Annotated in this window: 20 protein-coding genes; 7 read left to right on the top strand and 13 right to left on the bottom strand. The window is 70.2% G+C overall.

Going from position 1 to position 20,538, the window contains the following annotated elements; genetic code table 11:
* Positions 1 to 71: 71 nt before the first annotated feature.
* Positions 72 to 884, bottom strand: coding sequence for a response regulator (locus tag AC1DXV_RS00125; protein ID WP_477866693.1), 813 nt, complete (start codon positions 882 to 884; stop codon positions 72 to 74).
* Positions 885 to 1,032: 148 nt separating this feature from the next.
* Here AC1DXV_RS00125 and AC1DXV_RS00130 point away from each other — a divergent pair, with 148 nt between their 5' ends.
* From AC1DXV_RS00130 to AC1DXV_RS00140, 3 genes are all read left to right on the top strand, one after another.
* Complete coding sequence (locus AC1DXV_RS00130; RefSeq protein WP_465111405.1) at positions 1,033 to 1,485, top strand: c-type cytochrome; 453 nt, start codon at positions 1,033 to 1,035, stop codon at positions 1,483 to 1,485.
* A gap of 91 nt (positions 1,486 to 1,576) precedes the next feature.
* On the top strand, positions 1,577 to 4,090 hold the full coding sequence (locus tag AC1DXV_RS00135; RefSeq protein WP_477866691.1) for a polysaccharide biosynthesis/export family protein: 2,514 nt from the start codon (positions 1,577 to 1,579) through the stop codon (positions 4,088 to 4,090).
* A 3-nt stretch (positions 4,091 to 4,093) separates the two neighbouring features.
* A complete protein-coding gene (locus AC1DXV_RS00140) occupies positions 4,094 to 5,332 on the top strand; it encodes a Wzz/FepE/Etk N-terminal domain-containing protein (RefSeq protein ID WP_477866689.1) in 1,239 nt (412 codons plus the stop codon).
* 9 nt (positions 5,333 to 5,341) lie between these two features.
* Here the strand turns inward: AC1DXV_RS00140 and AC1DXV_RS00145 are convergent, their stop codons facing one another.
* From AC1DXV_RS00145 to AC1DXV_RS00155, 3 genes are read right to left on the bottom strand one after another with little or no spacing between them, the layout of a single operon-like run.
* Positions 5,342 to 6,178 carry a PhzF family phenazine biosynthesis protein gene (locus AC1DXV_RS00145; protein ID WP_477932033.1) on the bottom strand — a complete coding sequence of 279 codons (837 nt, stop codon included), beginning with the start codon at positions 6,176 to 6,178 and terminating at the stop codon, positions 5,342 to 5,344.
* Positions 6,175 to 7,353, bottom strand: coding sequence for an aminotransferase-like domain-containing protein (locus AC1DXV_RS00150; RefSeq protein WP_477932035.1), 1,179 nt, complete (start codon positions 7,351 to 7,353; stop codon positions 6,175 to 6,177). The genes AC1DXV_RS00145 and AC1DXV_RS00150 overlap by 4 nt, the downstream gene beginning before the upstream one ends.
* Positions 7,350 to 8,282, bottom strand: a complete 933-nt coding sequence (locus AC1DXV_RS00155) for a DMT family transporter (RefSeq protein WP_477932037.1) — start codon at positions 8,280 to 8,282, stop codon at positions 7,350 to 7,352. The genes AC1DXV_RS00150 and AC1DXV_RS00155 overlap by 4 nt, the downstream gene beginning before the upstream one ends.
* 86 nt (positions 8,283 to 8,368) lie before the next feature.
* Here AC1DXV_RS00155 and AC1DXV_RS00160 point away from each other — a divergent pair, with 86 nt between their 5' ends.
* Both AC1DXV_RS00160 and AC1DXV_RS00165 read left to right on the top strand, forming a co-directional pair.
* Positions 8,369 to 9,889 (top strand): aminotransferase-like domain-containing protein, encoded by a 1,521-nt coding sequence (locus AC1DXV_RS00160; protein ID WP_477932039.1) that lies wholly within the window; start codon positions 8,369 to 8,371, stop codon positions 9,887 to 9,889.
* A gap of 34 nt (positions 9,890 to 9,923) precedes the next feature.
* Complete coding sequence (locus AC1DXV_RS00165; RefSeq protein WP_477873567.1) at positions 9,924 to 10,682, top strand: hypothetical protein; 759 nt, start codon at positions 9,924 to 9,926, stop codon at positions 10,680 to 10,682.
* 99 nt (positions 10,683 to 10,781) lie between these two features.
* Here the strand turns inward: AC1DXV_RS00165 and AC1DXV_RS00170 are convergent, their stop codons facing one another.
* The 8 genes from AC1DXV_RS00170 to AC1DXV_RS00205 form a co-directional block, all read right to left on the bottom strand.
* The gene (locus AC1DXV_RS00170; RefSeq protein WP_477932041.1) at positions 10,782 to 12,668 is read right to left on the bottom strand and encodes an ATP-binding cassette domain-containing protein; all 1,887 of its coding nucleotides are present in this window, start codon (positions 12,666 to 12,668) and stop codon (positions 10,782 to 10,784) included.
* 44 nt (positions 12,669 to 12,712) lie between these two features.
* Positions 12,713 to 13,657: a glutathione synthase gene (gene gshB, locus AC1DXV_RS00175; RefSeq protein ID WP_477932043.1), complete on the bottom strand. Its 945-nt coding sequence runs from the start codon at positions 13,655 to 13,657 to the stop codon at positions 12,713 to 12,715.
* Between the two features lie 20 nt (positions 13,658 to 13,677).
* Entirely contained in the window at positions 13,678 to 14,841 is a 1,164-nt protein-coding gene (locus AC1DXV_RS00180; protein ID WP_477932045.1) for a benzoate/H(+) symporter BenE family transporter, read from the bottom strand.
* Between the two features lie 108 nt (positions 14,842 to 14,949).
* Positions 14,950 to 15,597 (bottom strand): LuxR C-terminal-related transcriptional regulator, encoded by a 648-nt coding sequence (locus AC1DXV_RS00185; protein WP_477932047.1) that lies wholly within the window; start codon positions 15,595 to 15,597, stop codon positions 14,950 to 14,952.
* Positions 15,598 to 15,678: 81 nt separating this feature from the next.
* On the bottom strand, positions 15,679 to 17,313 hold the full coding sequence (locus AC1DXV_RS00190) for an FMN-binding glutamate synthase family protein (RefSeq protein ID WP_477871162.1): 1,635 nt from the start codon (positions 17,311 to 17,313) through the stop codon (positions 15,679 to 15,681).
* A gap of 129 nt (positions 17,314 to 17,442) precedes the next feature.
* On the bottom strand, positions 17,443 to 17,859 hold the full coding sequence (locus tag AC1DXV_RS00195; protein WP_477871160.1) for a DUF4148 domain-containing protein: 417 nt from the start codon (positions 17,857 to 17,859) through the stop codon (positions 17,443 to 17,445).
* 105 nt (positions 17,860 to 17,964) lie between these two features.
* Positions 17,965 to 19,197, bottom strand: coding sequence for a 6-phosphofructokinase (locus tag AC1DXV_RS00200; RefSeq protein ID WP_477865217.1), 1,233 nt, complete (start codon positions 19,195 to 19,197; stop codon positions 17,965 to 17,967).
* A gap of 52 nt (positions 19,198 to 19,249) precedes the next feature.
* Positions 19,250 to 19,555, bottom strand: coding sequence for a hypothetical protein (locus AC1DXV_RS00205; protein WP_047501946.1), 306 nt, complete (start codon positions 19,553 to 19,555; stop codon positions 19,250 to 19,252).
* A gap of 116 nt (positions 19,556 to 19,671) precedes the next feature.
* On the opposite strand from AC1DXV_RS00205, the gene AC1DXV_RS00210 reads away from it, so the two are divergent.
* A complete protein-coding gene (locus tag AC1DXV_RS00210) occupies positions 19,672 to 19,827 on the top strand; it encodes a DUF3096 domain-containing protein (RefSeq protein WP_082004143.1) in 156 nt (51 codons plus the stop codon).
* A 28-nt stretch (positions 19,828 to 19,855) separates the two neighbouring features.
* Here AC1DXV_RS00210 and AC1DXV_RS00215 read toward each other — a convergent pair whose 3' ends face one another.
* Entirely contained in the window at positions 19,856 to 20,206 is a 351-nt protein-coding gene (locus AC1DXV_RS00215) for a hypothetical protein (protein WP_477865216.1), read from the bottom strand.
* 104 nt (positions 20,207 to 20,310) lie between these two features.
* Here AC1DXV_RS00215 and AC1DXV_RS00220 point away from each other — a divergent pair, with 104 nt between their 5' ends.
* Entirely contained in the window at positions 20,311 to 20,517 is a 207-nt protein-coding gene (locus AC1DXV_RS00220) for a hypothetical protein (protein WP_169670350.1), read from the top strand.
* Positions 20,518 to 20,538 lie beyond the last annotated feature (21 nt).

Consider the following 20,538-nt stretch of genomic DNA (forward strand, 5'->3'; position numbering starts at 1 on the left):
ACGCTTCCTCGACAGTGGCAATGGATCGATGCTACTCCAGATGCGAATGATTCTCAAATGGAGCGGGTCGATCACCCTGCGGCGGGGGTGACGAAATCGGGATCGAGCTCGCGCAGCGTCTGCAGGAACTCGGGGTCCATCAGCGGCTTGGCCAGGTAGGCGTCGCTGCCGGCCAGCGAGGTGCGCACCCGTTCGGACGCCGCGGCCTGCCCGGTGATCAGCACGATGCGCGGCCCGCCGGCCGACTGGCGGGCGGTCTGCTTCATGAACTGGCACAGCTGCAGGCCGTCCATCGGGCTGTCCGCGCCGAGCGCGATGTCGATGAAGGCCAGCGCGAAGCTGTGCGTCGTCATGCGGTCGAGGGCCTGCGTGCTGTTGCGCGCCAGGTGCACCCGGTAGCCCAGGCGCATCAGCCGCACCTGCAGGAACTTGAGCGCGATGCGGCTGTCGTCGACGACCAGCACGTCCTTCGCGACGCGTCCGCCGGCGACCGCGGCTTCATCGAATGCGGCGACGTCGGAGGCGACCCAGTCGGCCTGCGGCGGTTCGTCGAGCAACGCGAGGCGGTGTTCGAGCAGCAGGTCGAGTTCGCGCACGATGCGGGTCGGCTCGATCGGGCGCGGCAGGTGCGCTGCCGCGCCGGTGGGCGCCCGGGCACCGACGAAGACCGTGTCGGCCAGCCGCCCGGCCGCGCTCACCGCGGCGACCGCGGCCGGCTGGTCGGCGTCGGCGATCACGAAATCGGCTTCGGCCAGGTCGGCTGCGCGCTCGTAGGCCGGTGCGCGCTGCTCGGCAAGGCGCAGGAACGACTGCACGCCCTCGCGCTCGAAATCGCTGAATCCCTGCAACGCCACCGAATAACGCATGCGGATGCGCTCGGTCATCGTGTGCTCCCTGGTGTTGGTATGGCGGGGATGTTCGGCGCGCCTGCCTGACGCGTCAAGGTGCGCGTCGAGCGCGCCGGGAATGGAATGCCGTGCTGCTGCGTACACTGCCCTGCCCCCCACCCCAGCCCCAGCCAGGAGATCCCGCATGAATCGATCGATCCTCGTCCTCGCCACCGTGGCCGGCCTCGCCGCCGCGTTTCCCGCGGCCGCCCAGTTCGCCAAGCCCGAAGACGCCGTCAAGTACCGCAAGGGCGCCTTCACCGTGATGGCGGCGCACTTCGGCCGCGTGGCCGCGATGGCCAACGGGCGCATCCCGTTCGACGCCAAGGCGGCGGCCGAGAACGCCGAGATCGCGACGATGGTGTCCAAGCTGCCGTTCGCCGGCTTCATCGACGGCACCGACAAGGGCGAGACCCGGGCCAAGCCGGAGATCTGGACCGAGCAGGACAAGTTCAAGGCCGCCGCGACGAAGATGCAGGACGCGATGGAGAAGCTGAACGTCGCGGCCAAGTCCGGCAACGTCGACACGCTGAAGGCGGCGGCCGGCACCGTCGGCCAGGCCTGCAAGGGCTGCCACGACACGTACCGCAAGGAGTGAGTGCGCGGCCGTGCGGCCGGCGGGCGCGGGAGGCCATCCGCTACCATTCGGGGTTGCCTTCACGAGCCTGCTTCGAATGACTGTGCCCCGAATGACTGCGCCTCGTTCCCGCGCCGCGCGCGTCCTCGTCCTCCTGCTTCCGCTGCATGCCGGGCTGGCCGTGGCCGCCGACGAACTGCCGCCCGGCGGCTCGTTCACCACCCCGGCCTATGCAGCCGCCGCCAGCGCCCCCGCGACCGGCAATGCGCTGCGCAATGTCCCGGCGGCCGGGCAGCCAGGACAGCGCGCAGCGCGCGACGAAGACGATGCCGCGGCCCGGCTGCGCAACCTGCCGCCGCCGAAGCCGAGCGAGTTCCAGAAGTTCGTCGAGGCCGCCACCGGTCGCCAGCTGCAGCCCTTCGGCAGCAACTTCTTCGCCGAGGCCTCGCGCGCGTCGCAACCGGTCGACAACGTCCCGGTCGCGGCGGACTACACCGTCGGTCCCGGCGACGAGGTGCTGGTGCGGGCCTGGGGCTCGATCGACGTCGACTACCGCAGCACCGTCGACCGCAACGGCCAGCTGAACCTGCCGAAGGTCGGCAGCTTCACGGTCTCGGGCATCAAGGCCTCGGAGCTCGAGGGCCAGCTGCGTGCGCAGATCGGCCGGCTCTACCGCAACTTCAACCTCAGCGTGTCGCTGGGCAAGCTGCGCGGCCTGAAGGTGTTCGTCGTCGGTCCGGCCCGCCTGCCGGGCGTCTACACGGTGCCGAGCCAGGCCACGATGCTGTCGGCAGTGGTGGCCGCCGGCGGCCCGGGCCCGAACGGTTCGATGCGCCGCGTGCAGCTGCGCCGCGACAACCAGCTGGTGTCCGAACTCGACATCTACGATTTCCTGGTGCAGGGCGACAAGTCCAAGGACCTGCAACTGCTGGCCGGCGACGTGCTGGTGTTCCTGCCGGTCGGGCCGCGCGTCGCGCTGAGCGGTGCCCTCGACAACGCCGCCATCTACGAACTGAAGGGCACGCAGGAGCCTGTCAGCGAGCTGCTGCGCTATGCAGGCGGCTCACCGGTGCTGACCAACCCGAACCGCGTGCAGCTCGAGCGCATCGACGCGGCGCAGGGATCGGCCGCGCGCTACGTCGAGGACTTCAAGCTCGACACCACCGGCTTGCAGCGGCCGCTGCGCGACGGCGACATCGTGACGCTGCTGACGATCTCGCCGAAGTTCGCGAACGCGGTCACGCTGAAGGGCCACGTGGCGCAGCCGCTGCGCTATGCGTTCACGCCGGGCATGCGCATCCGCGACCTGATCCCGGACAAGGAAGCGCTGATCTCGCCGGATTTCTACCGGCGCAAGAACCTGCTGGTGCAGGTCCTCCCCGATGACGATGACCTGCTGCTCGAAGAGGCCCAGCAGCGATCGGCCCGCAGCGCGGTCAATGCCGTCGGCATCCCTCGCCCCGGTGCGACGGGCAATGCCGCCGACACGAACGGTGGCACGGGCACCGGCACGGACACGCTGCCGGTCGTCACGGCCGCCAACGATCCCAATGCCGCGCGCGATCCGAATCGCTTCCCGCTCACCGAAGGCGATCGCGCGCGCCGCCGCATGGACCGCCTCGCGGCCGCCGAATCGAAGCGCACGCCGGCCACGCTGTTCGACGAGCTGAACTGGGACTACGCCGTCATCGAACGGCTCAGCGACAAGGACCTGAGCACGCAGGTGATTCCGTTCAACCTCGGCAAGGCCGTGCTGCAGGGCGACACGGACAACAACGTCGAGCTGAAGGCCGGCGATGTCGTCACCGTCTACAGCCAGAAGGACATCCGCGTGCCGGTGGCCAAGCAGACCCGGCTGGTCTCGGTGGAGGGCGAGGTCGGCGCACCCGGCGTGTACCAGCTGCTGCCCGGCGAAACCCTGGGCCAGCTGATCACGCGGGCCGGCGGCTTCACGCCGCAGGCCTACGTGTACGGCCTGGAATTCAGCCGCGAGGAGACCCGCAAGCGCCAGCGCGAGAACCTGCAGGCCGCCATCGCGCGCCTGGAAGTGCTGTCGGCGCAGCAGGCCGCGCGCGAGGCGGCCAACCGGCGCGACGAGCAGGCCGGCGCAACGGCGATCAGCTCGGCGGCGACGCAGGCGCAGATGGCCCGCCTCAGCCGCGTGCAGCCGAATGGCCGCGTCGCGCTCGAACTCACGCCCGACACGAACTCGGTGAGCCAGTTGCCGGACGTGCCGCTCGAGAACGCCGATCGCATCGTGGTGCCCAGCCGACCCGGCTTCGTCACGGTGGCCGGCGCCGTCGTCAACAACAACGCTTTCCTGTGGAAGCCCAACCGCACGGTGGGCGACTACGTGAAGCTGGCCGGCCTGGACGAGGCTGCCGAGCCGTCCAACATGTTCGTGCTGCGTGCCGACGGCACCGTCAGCCATGCGAACGAACGCCGCGGCTGGTTCGGCAGCCTGGAGTCGCAGGCGCTGCAGCCGGGCGATGCGGTGGTGGTGCCGAACCAGCTCGACTACGAAAGCTGGGGCCGGGCCGCGATGCGCAACCTGAAGGACTTCTCGCAGATCTTCTACCAGTTCGGCCTCGGTGCGGCGGCCATCAAGACGCTGCGGGGAGACTGAGCGATGAGCGCCATCGACAACCCCGAGGTTCTTTCCCCCACCCTCGACGAGCCGGAGGACGACGGGCCTTCGATCGGCCTGATGGACCTGCTGGTGTGGCTCGGCGACGGCAAGCGCTGGGTCGCCGGCGCGACCGCGGCCGCTGCCGTGGGCGCCATCGTCGCGTCGCTGCTGATGACCAACATCTACACCGCCCGGACCACGTTGCTGGCACCGGGCTCGCAGCAGCAGAGCGGCTCGGCCGCCGCCCTGGCAGCCCTCGGCTCGCTGGGCGGCCTGGCCGGAGGCCTCGCCGCGAAGACCCCCGACGAGCTCTACGTGAGCCTGCTCAAGAGCGACAGCGTCCAGCGCGCGCTGGCGAGCCGCTTCAACCTGATGCAGCGCTACGAAGCCAAGACCTACGACGGCCTGCGCAAGGCGATGGCCGCCAACATCCGGATCAGTTCGGACAAGAAGTCCGGCGTGCTGACGGTGGAAGTCGACGACAAGGAGGCGCAGTTCGCTGCCGACCTGGCCAACGCGCATGCAGCCGAAGTGACCAAGCTGCTCGGCCGCCTCGCGGTGTCCGAAGCGCAGCAGCGGCGGGTGTTCTTCGAGCAGCAGCTGAAGGACACGAAGGAGAACCTCGTCCAGGCCGAGCAATCGTTGCGCTCGGTGCAGGAGAAGTCGGGGATGGTCGTGCTGGACAAGCAGGCCGAGGCCATCATCGCCGGCGTCGCCCAGCTGAAGGCGCAGATCGCCGAACGCGAAGTGCGCTTGCGCGTGATGCGAACCGGCGCGACCTCCGAGAACCCGGAGGTGCAGCGCCTGAACTCCGAACTGGCCGGCCTGCGGGCCGAACTCGCGCGCATGGAGTCGGCGCCGACAGGCCCACCGAGCGGCAGCATCGACATCCCGGTCGGCAAGCTGCCGGGTGCGGCGGTCGACTACATCCGCGCCCGGCGCGAGGTGAAGTTCCAGGAGACCTTGCTCGAGAGCATGCTCCGGCAGTTCGAGATCGCCAAACTGGACGAGGCGAAGGAAGGTCCGGCGCTGCAGCAGGTGGACGTCGCGCAGCCGCCGGATCGGAAATCGAAACCGGCGCGCGCGATCATCGTGCTGACGACGGTACTGCTGACCTTCCTCGGTTCTTCGCTGTTCGTCATCTGGCGCCGCTACGGCGCGCTGATGCATGCGCACGATCCGTCGCGCGCCGTGGCCTGGCAGGCCATCCGGCAGGCATGGCGCTGGCGCCGCGCCTGAGAGGTCTCCTCAGAGCGCCAGCTCGCCGCGGATGCAGCTGACGCTGTGCCCGCCGACCCACACCTGGCCGTCGACCTGCGCGATGTGCACCCGCCCGGCGCGGCCGAGCCGGGTGCCTTGTGCAGCGACATAGCGGGCCGGTGCGACGCCGGCTCCGATCAGCCACTGCGCGAGGCTCGCGTTCAGGCTGCCGGTGACCGGGTCTTCCGGGATGCCGATCGGGGCGGCGAAGCCGCGCACCTCGAACTGGCACGGCCCGCCGGCCGCATGCGGCCCGATCACGCCGACCTTGGCCAGCGACTTCAGCGCCGCATGGTCCGGCTCCAGCGCGAGCACCGTGCCGGCGGCATCGAGCAGCAGGCCCAGCCAGCGCGGGCCGTTGTCGAGCCATTGCGCCTGCAGCACCTGCTCGCGGCGCAGGCCGAGTGCAGCCAGCACCGGCAGCAATTCGGCCTCGGCGATCGGCTCGCGGCGCAGCGGCGGCGCCGCAAAGGCCGCGCGCTCGCCGTCGAGCCGGATGTCGACCCGGCCGACGCCGCACTGCTGCACGACCGCACCGGGCGTCTGCGGCACGCCGCCGGCCTCGAGCCAGGCGTGGCAGCTGCCGAGCGTCGGGTGACCGGCGAACGGCAGCTCGCCGCCCGGCGTGAAGATGCGCACCCGGTAGTCGGCCAGCGGGTCGGTCGGTTGCAGCAGGAAGGTCGTCTCCGACAGGTTGGTCCAGCGCGCGAAGGCCTGCATCTGCGCGTCGTCCAGCGCATCGGCGCCGTGCACGACGGCGAGCGGATTGCCCTTCAGCGCGACATCGGTGAAGACGTCGACCTGCGCGAATGCGAAGCGCGTCATGCCGCCTCCTTCAGCGCCTCGGCCAGCGCGCGGATGCCGCGCTCGATCTGCTCGGGCGACACGGTGACGAACGACAGCCGCATCGTGTTCGCCTGCGCGTGCTCGGCGAAGAAGGCCGCGCCCGGCACGAAGGCCACGCCCTTGGCGACGGCCTTCGGCAGCAGCGCGATCGCATCGGTGCCGGCCGGCAGCTCGACCCAGAAGAACATGCCGCCGCTCGGCACCGTCCAGCGGCAGCCGGCGGGCATGTGGGCCTCGAGCGCGGCGCGCATCGCATCGCGCTGCGCCTTGTAGCGCGCACGGATGGTCGGCACGTGGGTGTCGAGGAAGCCGTCGCGGATCACCTCGTGCACGATGCGCTGGTTGAAGCCCGGCGTGTGCAGGTCGGCGGCCTGCTTGGCCTGCAGCAGCTTCGGCACCAGCGGCGCGGGCGCCACCACGTAGCCCAGGCGCAGGCCCGGGGCCAGCACCTTCGAGAACGAGCCGAGGTAGACCGTGCCGTCGGGCCAGCGCGCGGCCAGCGGCGGCGGCGGCGGGGTGTCGAACCACAGGTCGCCGTACGGGTTGTCCTCGACCAGCGGCAGGTTCAGCGCCTGCGCCCGCGCGACGACCGCGGCCCGGCGCGCCTCGCTCATGCAGCGGCCGCTCGGGTTCTGGAAGTTCGGCAGCAGGTACAGGAAGCGCGCGCCTTCGGCCGTGTGCAGCGCCTCGGGCAGCGGGCCGTCGTCATCGCAATCGACGGCCGTGAAGACCGGCTCGTAGGGCGCGAACGCCTGCAGCGCGCCGAGGTAGGTCGGCGATTCGACGGCGACGCGGCTGCCCGGGTCGACCAGCACCTTGCCGACCAGGTCGAGCCCCTGTTGCGAGCCGGTGGTGATCAGCACCTGCGTCGCGTCGACCTGCTGGCCGTGGCCGCGCAGCATCGCGGCGACCCACTCGCGCAGCGCCGGCAGGCCTTCGCTGGAGGCGTACTGCAGCGCCTCGCGCGGGGTGTCGCGCAGCACGCGGGTGGTGGCCTCGCGCATCGCCTCGACCGGGAAGCCGTCGGGCGACGGCAGCCCGCCGGCCAGCGAGATGATGCCGGGCTGCTCGGTCACCTTCAGGATCTCGCGGATGATCGACGGGTTCATGCGGTGGGCGCGCTGCGCGAGCTGCCAGGGGGTGCGCGAGGTCATGCGGAGTTCCTTGAGGACGTGGCGGAAGGGGGGACGGGAGACGGGCCGGTCGAAGCCGAGTGTGTCGGCATCTTGCGCCCGATGAACACGGTGGCGATCACCGCGAGCGAGAACAGCACGGTCGTCGCGGACAAGTGCTCGCCGAGCACCGGCACCGCGAACAACAGCGTCAGGAAGGGCTGCACCAGCTGCACCTGGCTGACGCGCAGCGTACCGCCAAGCGCGAGCCCGCGGTACCACGCGAAGAAGCCGAGCCACATCGAGAACAGCGTGACATAGCCGAAGCCGACCCAGGCGCCGCCGTGCACCGGCTGCGCCGGCCAGGTCCAGGCCATCAGCGGCAGCGTGAACGGCATGCTGATCACCAGCACCCAGCAGATCACGTGCTCGGCCTGCAGTTGCCGCGACAGGTGGGCGCCGGCCACGTAGCCGATCGACCCGCTGACCACCGCCAGCAGCAGCACGCCGTCGGCCCATTGCAGGCCACCGCCGGACTGGACCGCGAACGCCAGCACCAGCGCGCAGCCGACCGCGGCACAGGCCCAGAACCCGATCGACGGGCGCTGCCGGAAGAACACCGCCGCCGCAATCGCGGTGCCCAGCGGCAGCACGCCGGTGATCACCGCCGCGTGCATCGCGTCGACCTCGCGCAGCGCGAGGCCGAGGAACAGCGGGAAGCCGACCACCGTGCCGGCGGCGCTGACGGCGAGCGCCGACCACTGCGCGCCGCGCGGCCGCGGTGCCTGCGTGAGCACCAGATAGACCAGGCTCAGCACGCCGGCCAGCGCGGCGCGCCCGGCCACGACGAACAGCGGCGACAGCTGCGGGTCGGCTGCCGGCCCGACGGCCAGCCGCGTCATCGGCGTCGTCAGCGCGAAGATCGCGACCCCGAGGAAGCCCAGCCACAACCCTTTGCGTTCTTGGTCCATGCGGCAGTCTAGCGGCGGCAACCAACACAGAGCCAGTACACTAGACCACCTCAGCTCGCACGCTGTATTGGTCGCCTCGCCAGCACATGAATCTTCTTTCACCCCTGGATCCCTTGTCCCGCCGTGCCGATGCCACGCTGACCGAGCAGTTGTCGGGCCGCTTCGCCGAGCGCATCCGGCAGCGGCTGCTCGCACCGGGCTCGCGGCTGCCGTCGGTGCGAGAGTGCGCGCGCCGGCACGGGGTCAGCGCCTACACGGTAGTGGCGGCCTACGACCAGCTGCTGGCGCAGGGCCTGGTGGAGGCTCGCAAGCAGCGCGGCTTCTTCGTGCGCGAGCAACAGCCGCGCGAGGCGGGTCGCGAGGCCGCGCGCTCGCCGGCCTCGGCCGCCCTGCCCGCTGCCGCCGCGGCCCCGACCGCCTTTCCCCGCGCTCCGCTCAGCGCGATCGCGCTGATGCGCAGCATGTTCCAGCCGCCGGGCACGCGGCCGATGCCGGGGCTGGGCACGCTGCCCTCGGAGTGGCTGGACCTGCCGATGCTCAGCACCGCGCTGCGCCGCGTCAGCAGCGGCGCGCTGCTCGGGCCGCTGGCCTTGCAGTACGGCGAGCCGGCCGGCGACCTGCGGCTGCGCCGGGCGCTGTCGCAGCGGCTGGTCGACTTCGGCGTGAAGGCGGCGCCGGAGCAGATCGTCACGACCTTCGGCGCCACCCATGCGCTGGACATCGTCACCCGCAGCCTGGCCCGCGCCGGCGACAGCGTGCTGGTCGACGAGCCCGGCTGGTCGGTCGAGTTCGCGCGGCTGGCCGCCCTCGGCCTGCGCGTGCTGCCGGTGCCGCGCGGCGAGGACGGCCCCGACCTCGCGGTGATGGAACGCCTGATCGAGGCCCAGAAAGCGCACGAGCGCCCGCGGCTGTACATCACCGTCTCGGTGCTGCACAACCCGACCGGTGCGACGCTCGCGCTCGGCCATGCGCACCGGCTGCTGAAGCTCGCGCAGGCGCACGACCTGCACATCGTCGAGGACGACACCTACGCCCACCTGGCACCGCCGCACCTGCCGCGGCTCGCGGCGCTGGACGCGCTGGAGCGCACCATCTACATCTCCGGCTTCTCGAAGATCCTGGTGCCGAACTGGCGGGTCGGCTATCTGGCAGCACCGCCGGCGCTGGTCGACCGCTTCATCGACACCAAGCTGCTCGGCAGCCTGTCCACCACCAGCCTGACCGAGCAGGCGCTCGCCCACTGCCTGGAGCACGGCCTGCTGCGCCGCCATGCCGAGCGGGTGATGGCCCGGCTGGACGCGGCCCGGGCGCGCTCGGTGCAGCTGGCCGAGGCGGCGGGCTGCCGCTTCGCGGCCACGCCGCGCGGCCTGTTCGGCTGGGTCGACACCGGCGTCGACACCGAGCGGCTGTCGCAGGTGATGCTGGACGACGGCTGGCTGCTGGCGCCGGGCTCGATCTTCCACGCCACCCGGCGCCCCGGCACGCTGATGCGCATCAACTTCGCGACCACGCAGGATGCGCAGTTCTGGCAGGCGCTGCAGCGCGCCCGCGACACCCCCGGCATGGCAACACCCCGGAATCCGGGCTTTGCACCGGCAGCCCGCTGACCTACAGTCACAACTTCTTGCAACTCCCGAGTCCATGTTCGAGCCCACCATTCCCTTCGGCGAGCCCGAGTTGATGCGCGTCAGCGCCTTCGAGCGCTACCTGCATGAACCGGGGGGCCCGCGCGCGCTCGGCGAAGTCGCCGACAGCAGCCTGCGCGGCGCGACGCTCAGCCCGTCGCTGCTGGCCGACCTGAGCCGTTTCGAGCGGGCCGGCCATGCGTCCGAGGTGCTGGACGTGCTGGCCGCCTGCGTGCGGCATTCGCAGCAGGTCGTCATCCACCTGCAGATGGGCCCGGCGGTGGTGCCGCTCACCGTGTTCGCGCGCGAGCGCCTGGTGCACTGCCCGATCAGCCTGGATGCGCTGCTGCGCGAGCGGCCCACCGAACTGCGGGTGCTGCACGTCGAGCCGGCGGTGCTGCGCACGCCGGGCGACTCGGAGCTGTCGCTGGTGGCCGACGAGCAGCACTACCACTCGCTCGGGCCGGTGCTGTGGGAGCTGGCGCTGCGCGGCTCGCGCAACGCGTTGCTGCCGGAGATCGCCGGGCCGGTGGCCTACCGCGTCGCGCCGGGCTTCAACCTGGGCGGCCTGCGCGCCGGCGGCCTGGTGCGCACCGCGGTGCAGCGGCTGCAGGGCGACCGCTCGTCGCTGCGCGAGATGGCCGACTGGCCAGGTTTCGACACCTCGCGCGCCGCGCGGCTGCTGAACGCGCTGTACCTGCAGTCGGGGCTGATCATCAGCCGCACGCGCCGCAGCGCGCTCGCCGAGTCGTGGTTCGGCGCGCTCGGGCGCTAGGGATGACGACCCCTCGGTCGATGGGTACATCGACCGATCCCCCGAGGGGATGCGGGCCGGCTTGGGGCGGCCCGGCGCTCGGCCCGCCGCTCGACGCGCTCAGCGGGCGCCGAGCTCTTCCCAGCGTGTCAGCGCCGTCAGAAGCTCGTCGTCGAGCGCCGCGAAGCGTGCCTGCGCGGCCGCGAGCTTCGTCGCGTCGCCGGCGTAGATCTCGGTGCCGGCGAGCAGCGCCGAGAGCGTCTTCTGCTCGGTCTCCAGCGCCTCGATGCGCGCCGGCAGGCTGTCGAGCTCGCGCTGTTCCTTGTAGCTGAGCTTGGCCCTCTTCGCGACCGGCGCGGCCGCGGGCGGCGGCGGCGCAGCGGGCGTCGGCGCGGGCGCCGCCTTGGCCGCCTTGTCGCGCATCGCGCGTGCGCGGTCGCGCTGCAGCTTCCAGTCCTCGTAGCCGCCTTCGTACTCGCGCCAGAAGCCCGGGCTCTCGTCGCCCTCCCAGGCGATCGTGCTGGTGACCACGTTGTCGAGGAAGCGCCGGTCGTGGCTCACCAGGAACACGGTGCCCGGGTAGCCCTGCAGCAGCTCCTCGAGCAGTTCGAGCGTGTCGATGTCGAGGTCGTTGGTGGGTTCGTCGAGCACCAGCACGTTGGCCGGCAGCGCGAACAGGCGCGCCAGCAGCACGCGGTTGCGCTCGCCGCCGCTCAGCGTGCGCACCGGCGAGTTGGCGCGTTCGGGCGAGAACAGGAAGTCGTTCAGGTAGCTCATCACGTGCTTGCGCTGGCCGTTGAACTCCACCCATTCGCTGCCCGGGCTGATGGTGTCGGCGAGCGTCGCGTCGAGCTTCAGCGTGCTGCGCATCTGGTCGAAGTAGGCGACCTCGAGCTTGCTGCCCTGGCGCACGTGGCCGGAGTCGGGCTTCAGCTCGCCGAGGATCAGCTTCAGCAGCGTCGTCTTGCCGGCGCCGTTCGGCCCGATCAGGCCGACCTTGTCGCCGCGCAGGATGGTGGCGGTGAAGTCCGTCACGATCACCTTCTCGCCGAAGCGCAGGTTCACGTCGCGCAGCTCGGCGACGATCTTGCCGCTGGGTGCGCCGGAATCGACTTCCAGGCGCACCTGGCCGAGCGAATCGCGGCGCTTCTGGCGCTGGTCGCGCAGCACTTCGAGCCGCTGGATGCGCGCCACGCTGCGCGTGCGGCGGGCTTCGACGCCCTTGCGGATCCACACCTCTTCCTGGGCCAGCAGCTTGTCGGCGCGCGCGTTGGCGAGCGCGTCGGACGCGAGCTGCTCTTCCTTCATGCGCTCGTAGGCCGTGAAGTTGCCGGGGTAGCTGCGGATGATGCCGCGATCGAGTTCGACGATGCGGGTGGCCACGCCGTCGAGGAAGGCGCGGTCGTGGGTGATCAGCATCACGCTGCCCTTGAAGCTGCGCAGCAGCTCCTCGAGCCAGGCGATCGAATCGAGGTCGAGGTGGTTGGTGGGCTCGTCGAGCAGCAGCACGTCGGGCACCGCGACCAGGGCTTGCGCCAGCGCGACGCGCTTCTTCATGCCGCCGGAGAGCTGGCCGATCTCGCGCGTGCCGTCGAGGTGGAGCTGCGCGAGCGTGGTGTCCACGCGCTGCTCCCAGTTCCAGGCGTCGAGCGCCTCGATGCGTGTCTGCAGGGCGTCGAGGTCGACGCCGTCGGCGTGTTCTTCATAGGCCTGACGCACGGCACGGGCTTCGGCCACGCCTTCGCTGACGGCTTCGAACACCGAGTGGCCGGGTTCGAACACGGGCTCCTGCGGCACGTAGCAGATGCGCACGCCCTGCGTCATCTGCAGCAGGCCGTCGTCGAGCTTTTCCAGCCCGGCGATGATCTTCAGCATCGAGGACTTGCCGGCGCCGTTGCGCCCGATCAACCCGAGGCGCTCACCGGTTTCGAGCGAGAACGCCGCGTTGTCGAGCAGGGCCACGTGGCCGAAGGCCAGGTGGGCATTGGAAAGCGAGAGGACGGCCATGGGGAAACCAACGGAGGAAACCGTGATTATCCCGTGCCCGGGCTTCAGGGGAGCTGGGCCTCCAGCGCGTCGACGAACATCTCTGCCACGTCGAAGCCCGCCTGCTGCGTGATTTCCTGGAAGCAGGTCGGGCTGGTCACGTTGATCTCGGTCAGGCTGTCGCCGATGATGTCGAGCCCGACCAGCAGCAGCCCGCGCGCGGCGAGCACCGGGCCGAGCGCCTCGGCGATCTCGCGGTCGCGGGGCGACAGCGGCTGTGCGACGCCCTTGCCGCCGGCGGCCAGGTTGCCGCGGATCTCGCTGCCTTGCGGGATGCGCGCCAGCGAGAACGGCACCGGCACGCCGCCGATCACCAGCACGCGCTTGTCGCCCTTGACGATCTCGGGCAGGTAGCGCTGCACCATCACCGTTTGCGTGCCGCCCTTGTTCAGCGTCTCGGTGATGCTGCCGAGGTTGAGCCCGTCGGGGCCGACGCGGAAGATGCCCATGCCGCCCATGCCGTCGAGCGGCTTCAGGATGATGTCGTGGTGCACCGCATGGAAGCGCTTGATCTCGGCCTCGTCGCGCGTGACGAGTGTCGGGCCGATGAAGTCGGGGAACTCGAGGATCGCGAGCTTTTCCGGGTGGTCGCGCAGCGAGGCCGGCTTGTTGAAGACGCGGGCGCCTTCGCGCTCGGCCTGTTGCAGCAGGTGGGTGGCGTAGAAGTACTCGCTGTCGAAGGGCGGGTCCTTGCGCATCAGCACCGCGGTGAGGTCGGCGAGTGCGAGCGTCTGCGCGGGCTGTTCGGCGAACCAGGCGTGGGGGTCGGTGGTGACGGTGAAGGGTCGCAGCTTGGCGTGCACGCGGCCGCCGCGTTCCCAGACCAGGTCGCGCGGTTCGCAGGCGGCGAGTGCGTGGCCGCGGCGTGCGGCTTCGCGCATCATCGCGAAGGTGGAGTCCTTGTAGGTCTTGAAGCCTTCCAGCGGGTCGGCAACGAACAGCAGCGTCATGGCGGGGCGCTCTCTTTCGGTCAGGCGGCGATGCGGGGCCGCCACTGTTGCACAAAAAGCGCGAGCGCGCCGGCGACCACGCCCCAGAAGGCCGAGCCGATGCCCCAGAGGCTGAGGCCGCTCAGCGTGACGAGGAAGGTGATCAGTGCGGCCTCGCGGTGCGCGTCTTCCTTCAGTGCGGAGGCCAGGCCGTTGCCGATGGTGCCGAGCAGCGCGAGGCCTGCGATCGCGACCACGAGATCGCGGGGAAAGGCCGTCAGCACGCCGGTGACCGCTGCGCCGAACAGCCCGATCACGCAGTAGATCAGCCCGCAACTGACGGCGGCCATGTAGCGGCGGTTCTTGTCTTCATGCGCTTCACGGCCCATGCAGATGGCGGCGGTGATGGCGGACAGGTTCATGGCGAACGCACCGAACGGCGCGAGCAGCAGCGTGGCGAGGCCGGAGATCGTGATGAGTTTCGAGATCGGCATGTCGTAGCCAGCCGCGCGGATCGCAGCGACGCCGGGCAGGTTCTGCGAGGCCATCGTGACGATGAAGAGTGGCAGCGCGAGGCTGATGACGGCGGGCAGCGTGAACACCGGCATCGTGAACACGGGGATCGTCAGCGCGAACGAGACGGCCCCGAGGTGCAGCTGCCCCTGCGCCACGGCGAACGCGGTACCGACTGCGAGCACGCCCGGCACTGCATAGCGCGGCCAGAAGCGCCGCCCGACGAGGTAGGCGGCCAGCATCAGCAGCACGAGTGCGAACGAGGATTTGAGTGCGACGAAGGCATCGAGCCCGAAGCGGGCGAGCACGCCGGCGAGCAGCGCGCTGGCGATCGGCATCGGGATGCGCCCCATCAGCCGTTCGAACCAGCCGGTGACGCCGAAGAGCGTGATGAGTGCGGCGCTGACGAGAAAAGCGCCGACAGCCTCGGGCAAGTGAAAGCCGCCGGCGGCAGCCGCAGTCGCGAGCACCGCGGCTCCAGGTGTCGACCACGCGATCATCACCGGCTGGCGCAGCCACAGCGATGGCACGATGGAGCACAGTCCCATGCCAAGGCCGAGCGCCCACATCCACGAGCTGATCTCGGCCGGCCCGGCGCCGAGGGCTTGCGCGGCGGAGAAGACGATGGCGACGGAGCTGGTGAAGCCGACGAGGACGGCGACAAAGCCGGCCACGAAGGCCGAGAGGGACATGTCAGAGGGGCGGATGCGCATGGCCCAGGAGCCTACCGCGTACTTGGTTCACTGCGTGGCAGTGCCGGGGCGAGACCCGGCACCAACCTCACGCAGTGAAGAGCAGCCTCACGCAGTGAGCGAAAGCCCATTCGCCCGAATATCAAACTGCAGCTTCTGATAAACCCGCCGAATCCCGCAAGCCACCGTGTGCACGCTCGCATGCCACTGCTGCGCGATCTCGTCGATCAGGTAACCCTGCGCCAGCCACTGCAGGATCTGCCGCTCCATGCCGGTCAGCACCAGCGGGTTCAGCGCCTCGGTCATCGTGTCGGCCAGCGCATGCCGCGGCGAGGCCTCGAAGTGCGACAGCACCTGGCGCGCAATGGTCGGCGTCATCGGCGATTCACCCCGGGCCACCTCCTGCAGTCCGCTGATCAGCGCCTCGGGAGAGTTGGCATGCACCCAATACCCGTCGGCCCCGGCACGCAAGGCCTCCAGCAGCACCATGTCGTCGTGCGACATCAGCGTCACCAGCACCTGCGGGCGCGTCGCACGGCCGCCCTGGCGCAGATCGCCCAGCAGGCCGTCGACCGGGCCGTCCTGCACGCGCAGGTCGGTCACCAGGATGTCGGGGTCGGCGCGCGCGATCAGCGGCCGCGCCTCCTCGATCGTGTGGACCGTGCCGACCACCCGGAAACCCGGGGTGGCCGCGATCAAGGCCGCCAGATGAGGGCTGGCCTCATGGTCACGCTGCAGAAGGACGAGGGACGGCATGGAAAAACGGACAAGCACGCAGATCGGCCATTCTTCGCCGCGCCTCCATCCGGTGCATCCCCATGACCGGGTGCCACCCCCTCAAGCCGGGGGGGTCATCGCAAAACTGTGCGCCTGCGCCATCGGCCAGTACAGCCGGAACACGTTGTGCGCCGGCTCGCTGCCATCCAGCAGCGAACCCGGCTTCAGGAACGGCAGCAGGTTCGCGAGCAGCTTCACCTCATGATCGGCCGAGCGGCGCACGATGTGCGACGCCGTGATGCCGCCCGGGTGCGTCAGCCCCGCCGCCTGCACCAGCTCCTTCAGCGCGCGCAAGGTGTTCTGGTGGTAATGGAAGACGCGCTCGGCCTTGGTCGGCACCACCAGCGCGCGCTGGCGCTGCGCATCCTGCGTGCTGACACCCGTCGGGCACGCGCCGGTGTGGCAGGCCTGGGCCTGGATGCAGCCGAGCGCGAACATGAAGCCGCGCGCCGCGTTGCACCAGTCCGCCCCCAGGGCCATCATCCGCGCGATGTCGAACGCGCTGACCACCTTGCCGGCACAGCCGAGTTTCACCTGGTCGCGCAGGTTCAGCCCGACCAGCGTGTTGTGCACCAGCAGCAAGCCCTCCTGCAGCGGCGCGCCGACGTGGTCGGTGAACTCCAGCGGCGCCGCGCCGGTGCCGCCCTCGGCACCGTCGACGACGATGAAATCCGGCGTGATGCCGGTGACGAGCATCGCCTTCGCGATCGCGAACCACTCCCACGGGTGGCCGATGCACAGCTTGAAACCGGTCGGCTTGCCGCCGGACAGCACGCGCAACCGCTCGATGAACTGCATCATCTCGACCGGCGTGTCGAAGGCGCTGTGGCGCGCCGGCGAGATGCAGTCGACCCAGCTCGCCACGCCCCGGGCCTCGGCGATCTCGGGCGTGACCTTCGGCCCGGGCAGCACGCCGCCATGGCCGGGCTTGGCCCCCTGGCTCAGCTTCAGCTCGATCATCCGCACCTGCGGCTGCGTCGCGTTGTCGGCGAAGCGCTGCTCGTCGAAGCTGCCGTCTTCGTGGCGGCAACCGAAGTAGCCGGAGCCGATCTCCCAGATCAGGTCGCCGCCGTTCTCGCGGTGATGGCGGCTGATGCTGCCCTCGCCGGTGTCGTGCGCGAAGCCGCCGCGCTTCGCGCCGGCATTCAGCGCGAGGATCGCGTTCGCCGACAGCGCACCGAAACTCATCGCCGAGATGTTGAAGACGCTCGCCGAATACGGCTGTGCGCGGTTCGCGCCGATCATCACGCGGAAGTCGTGCGTCGGCAGCTCGGTCGGCGCGATCGAGTGGTTGATCCATTCGTAGCCGAGCGCGCCGACATCCATCTGCGTGCCGAACGGCCGCTTGTCGGGATCGTTCTTCGCCCGCTGGTAGACCAGCGAGCGCTGCTGGCGCGAGAACGGCGCCGCCTCGTTGTCGCCCTCGATGAAGTACTGGCGCATCTCGGGCCGGATGAATTCCAGCAGGAAGCGCAGGTGCCCGATCACCGGGTAGTTGCGCAGCACCGAATGCCGCGCCTGCAGCACGTCGTGCACGCCGACGCCCACCAACAGCGCGAACAGCAGCAGCCAGGGCCATCCGACATGGAACGCCACCACGGTGAACGCGCTGAGCAGCAGCCCGACGCCGCTCAGCAGCCAGGCGCTGTAGCGGATCGGGAAATACCGGTTGAGCCTGAGCATCCACTCTTGCATCGCAGCCTCCTCGTGCTGCCGCGATGGTAGATGACGCCCCCGGTGCGCTTCGCGCTTCCCCCCCTCAGGGGGCGCTGCCAGTGGACCTCGCAGAGAAGCCGGCGGCGCGCTGAGCGCCACCGGCCGTCGTCACTTCTTCGGCTTGCCCGATTCTTCGCTGCGCTCGATCTCGCCGTTCTTCATCGCACGCCGCGTCTCGGCCTTCACGTCGGCGCGGTCGGCCGGGGGCGGCGAACCGGCGGCTGGGGGCGGCAGCTTGTTCAGGTCGCCCTCGCTCGTCTTCATCTCGCCCATGGCCTTTGCGGCCTTGGTGTCCGCCTTGACCTGATCGCGCGTCGTTTCCGACGTGAGCGCCTTGCGCTTGTTGTTGCGCTGCTCGCCGATCGGCACCTTCTTGCCGGTGGCCGCGGCATCGCGGGTTTCCGCCTTCACCTGCTCGCGCGTCTTCGGCGCGGACGGGTCGTCGGTCGTCGTCTGGGCCAGCACGGTCTGCGAGCCGAAGGCGCCGGCCAGCAGCGCGGACAACAAAAGCATCTTGTGGTTCATGGTGATCCCTTTCCAGTGGGTGGAGGGATCCCATCAGACCCGGATGCGGCCGCCCGGCCCATCAGCCGGCAACGGGAGCTGCGGTAGGAAATGCCCGACCGGGCGTCAGCGTCCTACCGTCGATCCGCCCAGTCGCTTGGCGACCGGATGCCCGCGCAGCCGGTGCGCCTGCGGCATGTCGCTGCCGAGCAGCGGGCGCAGGTACTGGCGGAACGCGTCGGTGACGGCATTGCCGCTGTCTGCGATGAACACGTCTTCCATCACCCGCGTCTTGCCGGCCACCGCCGCCAGCGGCAGCAGCTCGTAGCGCACCGCGTAGTCGCCGCAGCGCTGGATCGCGACCGAGCCGTCGCGGTCGCCGCGCAGCGCGAACTGCAGCGCCGTCTCGCCGACCTCGCGGGCTTCGCGCTGGTCGACATCCGACACGCAGCCGAGGAACGAGCGCTGCAGGTAGCCGAAGGTGTCGCCGCGCACGCGCTTGATCTTCAGCTGGTCCTTGACGAGGTCGCACAGCAGGTCGGCCAGGGCGCCGGTGCCCGACAGCTGCACGTTGCCATGGGCGTCGCGCTCGACGGCCCCCGACGCGAGCTGCACCGCGATCGGCTCGCCCGACGCATCGTGGATGCCCTCGGAGACGGCGATCACGCAGCGGCCCAGGCGCTGGTGCGTGGCGCGCACGTCGGCCAGGAAGCGCTCGCGCTCGAACACCCGCTCGGGCAGGTAGACGAGGTGCGGGCCGTCCTCCGGGTAGCGGGCGCCGAGCGCCGCGGCCGCCGTCAGGAAGCCGGCATGCCGGCCCATCACGACGCCGAGGTAGACGCCCGGCAGCGCCGCGTTGTCGAGGTTGGCCCCGGCGAAGGCCTGCGCGACGAAGCGCGCCGCCGAGGCGTAGCCCGGCGTGTGGTCGTTGCCCACCAGGTCGTTGTCGATGGTCTTCGGCACGTGGATGCAGCGCAGCGCGTGGCCGGCCTGGCGGGCTTCCTCGCTGACGATGCGCACGGTGTCCGACGAGTCGTTGCCGCCGATGTACAGGAAATGGCTGATGCCATGCGCCTGCAGCACCGCCAGGATGGCGCGGCAGTAGGCGAGGTCGGGCTTGTCGCGGGTGCTGCCGAGGGCAGAGGCCGGCGTGGCGGCGACCGCCTCGAGGTGCTGCGGCGTCTCGCGCGCCAGGTCGATGAAATCCTCGTCGAGGATGCCGCGCACGCCGTGGCGGGCGCCGTAGACCGCCGTCACCTCGGGAAAGCGCTGCGCCGCGAGCACCGCGCCGACCAGCGACTGGTTGATCACGGCGGTCGGGCCGCCGCCCTGGGCGATCAGGATTCGGGCTTCGGGCATCGTCGGCATGGCGGCTCCGGTGTCGTGGCGGGAGGCGCCAAGGGTAGCCGTTCTATTTCGTGGAGAACAGCTTGGCGGCGCGGCCTTTCAGCTCCAGCAGCTCGCTCGGCGTCACCGAATAGGCGCCCGACATGATGTCCACCTCGATGCGGAACTCCACGTCGCGCTTGCCGTTGGTCAGCAGCCCGGAGGTGAACTCGTAGCTCTCGTCCTCGATCGGCATGCCCTCGGCCTTCACGTCGTAATCCTCGTACTGCACGTTGCGGATCTCGCCGCTGGCCAGGTCGAGCATGCCGGTGGAACGGATGACGGACTCGGTGAGCTCGTCGAAGATGACAATCGGAAGTTTCAGGTCCACGGCGGGCTCCAGGGAGAATCGGTGCGTCATCGTCTTCGATGCGCGGGCCGACATTCTAGGGACCTGCCCGAGGTCCACCCACGATCCACGTTTCAACGACCCAACGGAAGCTTCAATTGAACATCCACCTGAGCCTCACCCCCCTGATTTCGCTGATCGCCGGCATCCTGGTGCTGGTCATGCCGAAGCTGCTGAACTTCATCGTCGCGATCTACCTGATCGCGATCGGGCTGATCGGCCTGTTCGGGATGTCGTCGCTGCGGTTGCACTGACCTGAATCGAACTGGCGCGCGCGGGGGCTCAGCCGTCCAGGTCCTCGTCGGCCGTGATCTTCAGCCCCACCCGGCGCACCCCCTGCACCTCGGTGCGGGCGGTCAAGCGCAGCGGCTCGCCGACCGGCACGGTCTTGCGCAGCCGCACGTCCAGCGAATCGCTGCCGGCGTGCGTCGCCACCCGGCGCGCCCATTCCTGGGCTCCGTTGACCAGCACGCGCAACCCGTGGGCCGCGTCGTCGCCGCCCAGCGGGTTGGCCACCTCGAAGCTGCAGAAGATCTCGAAACGGCGCTCGCGCGTTGCGTGCGGCGGGATGTCCAGGTGGGCGGCATCGCCGTCGCCGGCATCCTCGACCCAGTGCTCGGCAACATCTGACACGAAAGGCTTCATCGACTGTCTCGCATGCGCAAAGGTGGGGATGCTAGCGAGCATGCAAAGTCGGGCCAAATGCCCGAGAATTCGCCGATCCACCGGAGAGCGCCATGGGCACCCGTTTCGCACGCACCGCTTTCGCGCTGATCAGCATCGTCGCCATCGCCGGCGCGGTGTTCCGGGTCTCCACCGCCCCCGACCGCATCCGTGAACGCCACCAGACCGCGCGTGCAGTCTGCCTGCAGAAGGGCGGCGAGTGGGTCACCGTCGACAACAACGAGATCTGCCGGACGGCGGAGCTGGCCAAGCAGATGTGACGCAACGGGCGCTCACGTCGC

The sequence above is a fragment of the Rhizobacter sp. P3_C12 genome (assembly GCF_056402735.1).

What these genes read in the sequence shown, in the direction of transcription:
- AC1DXV_RS00125 (WP_477866693.1), bottom strand. Translation starts at nt 884, where the DNA reads ATGACCGAGCGCATCCGCATGCGTTATTCGGTGGCGTTGCAGGGATTC.
- AC1DXV_RS00130 (WP_465111405.1), top strand. Translation starts at nt 1,033, where the DNA reads ATGAATCGATCGATCCTCGTCCTCGCCACCGTGGCCGGCCTCGCCGCC.
- AC1DXV_RS00135 (WP_477866691.1), top strand. Translation starts at nt 1,577, where the DNA reads ATGACTGCGCCTCGTTCCCGCGCCGCGCGCGTCCTCGTCCTCCTGCTT.
- AC1DXV_RS00140 (WP_477866689.1), top strand. Translation starts at nt 4,094, where the DNA reads ATGAGCGCCATCGACAACCCCGAGGTTCTTTCCCCCACCCTCGACGAG.
- AC1DXV_RS00145 (WP_477932033.1), bottom strand. Translation starts at nt 6,178, where the DNA reads ATGACGCGCTTCGCATTCGCGCAGGTCGACGTCTTCACCGATGTCGCG.
- AC1DXV_RS00150 (WP_477932035.1), bottom strand. Translation starts at nt 7,353, where the DNA reads ATGACCTCGCGCACCCCCTGGCAGCTCGCGCAGCGCGCCCACCGCATG.
- AC1DXV_RS00155 (WP_477932037.1), bottom strand. Translation starts at nt 8,282, where the DNA reads ATGGACCAAGAACGCAAAGGGTTGTGGCTGGGCTTCCTCGGGGTCGCG.
- AC1DXV_RS00160 (WP_477932039.1), top strand. Translation starts at nt 8,369, where the DNA reads ATGAATCTTCTTTCACCCCTGGATCCCTTGTCCCGCCGTGCCGATGCC.
- AC1DXV_RS00165 (WP_477873567.1), top strand. Translation starts at nt 9,924, where the DNA reads ATGTTCGAGCCCACCATTCCCTTCGGCGAGCCCGAGTTGATGCGCGTC.
- AC1DXV_RS00170 (WP_477932041.1), bottom strand. Translation starts at nt 12,668, where the DNA reads ATGGCCGTCCTCTCGCTTTCCAATGCCCACCTGGCCTTCGGCCACGTG.
- gshB (WP_477932043.1), bottom strand. Translation starts at nt 13,657, where the DNA reads ATGACGCTGCTGTTCGTTGCCGACCCGCTGGAAGGCTTCAAGACCTAC.
- AC1DXV_RS00180 (WP_477932045.1), bottom strand. Translation starts at nt 14,841, where the DNA reads ATGTCCCTCTCGGCCTTCGTGGCCGGCTTTGTCGCCGTCCTCGTCGGC.
- AC1DXV_RS00185 (WP_477932047.1), bottom strand. Translation starts at nt 15,597, where the DNA reads ATGCCGTCCCTCGTCCTTCTGCAGCGTGACCATGAGGCCAGCCCTCAT.
- AC1DXV_RS00190 (WP_477871162.1), bottom strand. Translation starts at nt 17,313, where the DNA reads ATGCAAGAGTGGATGCTCAGGCTCAACCGGTATTTCCCGATCCGCTAC.
- AC1DXV_RS00195 (WP_477871160.1), bottom strand. Translation starts at nt 17,859, where the DNA reads ATGAACCACAAGATGCTTTTGTTGTCCGCGCTGCTGGCCGGCGCCTTC.
- AC1DXV_RS00200 (WP_477865217.1), bottom strand. Translation starts at nt 19,197, where the DNA reads ATGCCCGAAGCCCGAATCCTGATCGCCCAGGGCGGCGGCCCGACCGCC.
- AC1DXV_RS00220 (WP_169670350.1), top strand. Translation starts at nt 20,311, where the DNA reads ATGGGCACCCGTTTCGCACGCACCGCTTTCGCGCTGATCAGCATCGTC.